Annotated in this window: 3 protein-coding genes and 2 pseudogenes; 3 read left to right on the top strand and 2 right to left on the bottom strand. The window is 48.3% G+C overall.

The features are described from left to right. Nucleotides 1-218: 218 nt before the first annotated feature. From SAHL_RS17320 to SAHL_RS17310, 3 genes and pseudogenes are all read left to right on the top strand, one after another. A pseudogene (locus SAHL_RS17320) lies at nucleotides 219-500 on the top strand (hypothetical protein); the annotation flags it as partial. 49 nt (nucleotides 501-549) lie between these two features. Further along, nucleotides 550-1,647 (top strand): NAD(P)-dependent alcohol dehydrogenase, encoded by a 1,098-nt coding sequence (locus tag SAHL_RS17315; RefSeq protein ID WP_123592664.1) that lies wholly within the window; start codon nucleotides 550-552, stop codon nucleotides 1,645-1,647. A 31-nt stretch (nucleotides 1,648-1,678) separates the two neighbouring features. Continuing rightward, nucleotides 1,679-3,157, top strand: coding sequence for an aldehyde dehydrogenase family protein (locus SAHL_RS17310; protein WP_123592663.1), 1,479 nt, complete (start codon nucleotides 1,679-1,681; stop codon nucleotides 3,155-3,157). Between the two features lie 586 nt (nucleotides 3,158-3,743). On the opposite strand, the pseudogene SAHL_RS17305 reads toward SAHL_RS17310, so the two are convergent. Both SAHL_RS17305 and SAHL_RS17300 read right to left on the bottom strand, forming a co-directional pair. Further along, nucleotides 3,744-4,073: pseudogene (locus SAHL_RS17305) on the bottom strand (transposase); the annotation flags it as partial. A gap of 11 nt (nucleotides 4,074-4,084) precedes the next feature. Then, nucleotides 4,085-4,551 (bottom strand): transposase (locus SAHL_RS17300; RefSeq protein WP_221178028.1); only part of this gene is annotated, 467 nt, incomplete at its 5' end.

Here is a 4,551-nt window from a genome sequence, read left to right as displayed (position 1 = left end):
TGGCCGCAAAAGCGGCAATCTAAACCCAAGGGCTCTGGATCAAAACGCTACTAAAACCGGGGCATGGTCGTTGTCATAGTTAGACATTAGTCTCGAAATCAGACTCTCGGGCAATTCCGAAGACCCCGGGATAAAACGCCATATTCAGCGGCAATGCCCTCCGCTCTTCCTCTTCCTAGACTCCTCTTCATGTGGTCACGCCCATCGAGGAGTCATCGATGAATACAGAAGTTTCGCTTCGCGACGAGCAGTCGTGTTCGCTGATCGGCAAGCGCCAGGCGCGGGTCGAGGACGAGGCGTTGCTGCGTGGCCTGGGACGTTACGCTGATCTCGTCGTGCCGCCGGGCACGCTTCACGTCGCCATCGTGCGCTCGCCGCATGCCCATGCACGACTGAAGCGGGTCGCGATCGAGTCAGCCCTGGGCATGCCGGGCGTGCTGATCGGCGAAGACGTCAGACGTTGGGCTGCGCCATTCGCGGTTGGCATGCGCCAGCCTGTGTATGCACGGCTTCAATCATCGCCAAATCATCAATAAAAGGAAACTTATCATGTTAACAAAGGCCGCAGTTACTTATGGAAAGGGTGAGAATTTTAAAATTGATGAGATCAATATTGATGATCCTAAAGACGGCGAAGTTTTAATACGCATCAAGGCGGTTGGGATTTGTCATACTGATCTAATTGTAAGAGACCAATACTATCCAGTCCCTTTGCCGGCTGTACTTGGGCATGAAGGAGCTGGGATTGTTGAAAAGGTTGGTAATGGAGTAACCAGCGTACAGCCTGGAGATCACGTTGTACTTTCCTTTAGTTCATGTGGGGAATGCAAGAAATGTTTATCTGGAGATCCTTATGCATGCGATAAATTTTTCGAATTAAATTTTACTGGAAAAATGGGAGATGGTACCTGTCGTTTGCATCAGCATGATCAAGATATCTCAAATTTCTTTGGCCAATCCAGCTTTTCTCATTTTTCCGTAACCTCACAGAGAAATGTTGTCAAGGTTCCGAAAGATGTTCCTCTTGAATTGCTCGGGCCGCTAGGGTGTGGAATCCAAACGGGAAGCGGTGCCGTTTTAAATAAGCTCAAGCCCGCAGAGGGTTCGAGTATTGCTGTTTTTGGCTGCGGCTCTGTAGGACTTAGCGCCATAATGGCTGCCAAAGTGGCAAATTGTACAACGATTATTGCCATCGACTTGAAAGACAGCCGCTTGGAACTTGCAAAAGAGCTGGGTGCGACACATACCATTAACCCGAAGGATGGAAATAATATAATTGAGAAAATTAATGGGATTATGGGCGATGGTGTCGATTATTCCATTGAAACGACTAGTATTCCTGCCGTATTACGTCAGGCTGTGGACTGTCTTTCCACCTTAGGAAAGGCTGCTGTTGTAGGTGCTCCTGCAGTTGGCACAGAGGTAAACCTGGATGTTAATACTCTGTTATTTGAAAGAGCCGTCACAGGCGTACTGTTAGGCTCTGCTGTGCCCCAAATTTTTATTCCAAAGCTTATTAACTTATACAGAAACGGCAAGTTTCCTTTTGACAAGCTCGTCAAGTTTTATGCCTTGGAAGAAATTAATGAGGCCAGTGCGGACTCGGAAGAAGGGGTGACAATAAAACCAATTCTCAAGATTTCATAATACCTAGGCTAGAAATTATAGGAGTGCTCACATGTCAGTTGCTAAGGCAGTTGAAAAATATACCCAGTGGAATAAGTTGTTTGTCAATGGTAGCTGGAGAATCGGATCAAGCAACAAGGAATGCCAAGTTGAAAATCCTTATAATGATAAGGTGCTTGTAACGATTAATTATGCAAGCAAGGAAGACATAGACGAAGCCTATAAGGCCGCCCAGTCTGCGCAGAAAAACTGGGGTGGTTCGGCTCCGTATGAGCGTGTCATGCTATTGGAAAACGTAGCGAGATTGCTCGAAGAAAAAAAAGAAGAGCTTATTGAATTGCTTGTCGATGAGAGTGGCAGCTCAAGGCTGAAGGCAAGTATTGAGATTGATTGTTCCATTGCAGATGTGAAAGAGGCAGCCAAATACCCTCTTCAGATGGAAGGGTCGATTCGCGCTTCGGCAATTCCTGGCAAGGAAAACCGCGTCTATCGTGATCCAATGGGAGTGGTAGGCGCGATCACGCCATGGAACTGGCCTTTTTATTTGACAACCCGTGTAGTCGCTCCTGCAATCGCCACAGGCAATGCCATTGTACTCAAACCTGACGCACAAACACCTATTTCAGGCGGGCTGATGATCGCGAAGATTTTTGAAGAGGCCGGCCTGCCAAATGGTGTTTTAAACGTAACGGTAGCCGACCTTGACGAAATAGGGGATTATTTTGTTGAGCATCCCATTCCGGAAGTTATTTCTTTCACAGGATCGACAAATGCAGGAAGCCATGTTGGTGCTATGGCTGTCAAACATCTTAAGAAGCCTGCACTTGAGCTGGGCGGTAACAATGCATTCATAGTTCTTGATGACGCTGATATTGATCAAGCTGTAGCTGCAGCGGCATTTGGAAAGTATATGCACTCTGGCCAAATCTGTATTGCTATTAATCGTATTATTGTTGATAGAAAGGTCTATGAACCATTCGTGGAAAAATTTAAAGCAACAACTGCTGGAATAAAAGCTGGCGACCCTTGTAATCCAGAGACCATTATTGGGCCAATGATTAACCGAAAGCAGGTAGATAGAGCCCTGAAACTCATTGATCAGAGTGTTGAGGAAGGAGCGAATCTGGTTAAGAAAGGTGAGGTTCATGGGAACGTAATGGAACCATTTATTCTCACGGAAGTGACAAGTGACATGGCCGTCGCCAAAGATGAAGTGTTTGCTCCTGTTGCTGTTATTATTCCAGTGTCTAATGAAGAAGAGGCGATTGAAGTTGCTAACGGGACACCTTTTGGCTTAAGCGGTGCTGTTTTTTCTAACTCCTTGGAGAGAGGAATAAATGTTGCCAGAAATATAAAGACAGGCATGATTCATGTCAATGATCAGACTATAAATGTAGAGCCTAATGTTCCCTTTGGAGGGGAGAAGTATTCAGGTCTTGGTCGCTACTGTGGTGAATGGGCTATTGAGGAATTTACCACAGTAAAATGGGTGTCTGTCCAGAAGCAGGCGCGTCAGTATCCTTTCTCATGAAGAAGTTGATGTCAAAAATATAAGGGATGGTTGATGGCGATTTTCTGGTCGTCGATCATAATCGCTATGCGATGACCAGAAAATAAACTCTGAATAATCATCGCTTAGCATAAATATATCTTTAGGTATTCGGTATCTCCTTGGCCGCAAATTATGAGTACAACACCTGATTGCTACGGTAAGGTGTTGTACTCATGTCTGACTCTGAACTTTTTGTCGGAGAACGCGCTACGATCCATGTTAGCCTCGCTCCAGGCCTGCTTAGTCACTTGCGAATTAAGATATTACGAGAGCTTAACTACCTCTGGCTGTTCGCTCCGTTAATGGGAAGGATTCATGGCACTTTGCTGGGAAACGCAGCTGTGATCTTTTGCAAAAAAATAAGTATTGTCTCGGTAATCATGGTCCATTCGCTTGATGGCCTTAATGCAGTTATGGAAGCCTCCCTAGGGAACCACTGAACAACTCGGTTCTGGCCGGTTGAACCGTCAGCGTGGTCAGCTCATCGTCTCGGTGGCCATTACATGACTACCTTCAAGTGGCCTGTTTTACCTGGCAGCCGGGGTATCCGGCCGCCAGGTCGGATTCAAGACACTCGGCACCCGTCAGCATGGCCTTGGCATCGTCTTGCCAGCACCAGATTGCCGAGGGCAAACAGGGTAAACAACTGCGCCTGGTTCTTGGCCAGCCCCTTGTAGCGAACCTTCCGGTAGCCGAAGAGGTTCTTGATAACATGAAATGGATGCTCCACCTTGGCGCGAATGCTAGCCTTGGCCTTTTCGATCGCCAGCAGCAGCGTCTTCATGGGGCTATCTTCCCTCTTCTTGAGGGTGCCGCGTTTGGCCGCGATGCGGCACCGGGAATCCGGGTCATCCTTCTCTTCGTCCAGGTACTTCCACATGCCAGTGTAACCCGCGGACTTTAGGGTCAGATACCCTCTTGAGTTTCAAGTCCCGCCATTGGTATTTCAGTCCGAAACGGCTGTCCTGATTTGATGACGCCATAGATCAGATGCACGAGCTTTCGCATGCTCGCGCCGACGATCGCCTTCGGTGCTAAGCCTTTCTTTTCCAGTCGCTTTGCCATCGCGATGATGACCGGGTTGTGGCGTTTGGCCACCATGCCCGGCATATAGAGCGATTTTCGTGCTGCGGTGTGCCCGGCTCGCGAGATCATGGTGCGGCCGTGGATCGAGGTACCGGACTGTTTCTGTTTGGGCGTCACGCCGACGAAGGCTGCCAGCGCCTTGGCGCTTTTGAAGCGCCGAACATCGCCGATATAGGCCAAGAACTGGGCCGAAGCGCGGTTACCGACGCCGGGGATGGGTTCTACCCCGTTTCCGCGGACGGTTGAGAAAAGGTTAACGGATATTTTCGATCTTTGGCAGCCATGCG

The organism is Salinisphaera orenii subsp. halophila YIM 95161, assembly GCF_003732545.1.
GTDB classification, from domain to species: Bacteria; Pseudomonadota; Gammaproteobacteria; order Nevskiales; family Salinisphaeraceae; genus Salinisphaera; species Salinisphaera orenii_A.
This window is presented reverse-complemented; position numbering and strand designations above follow the sequence as displayed.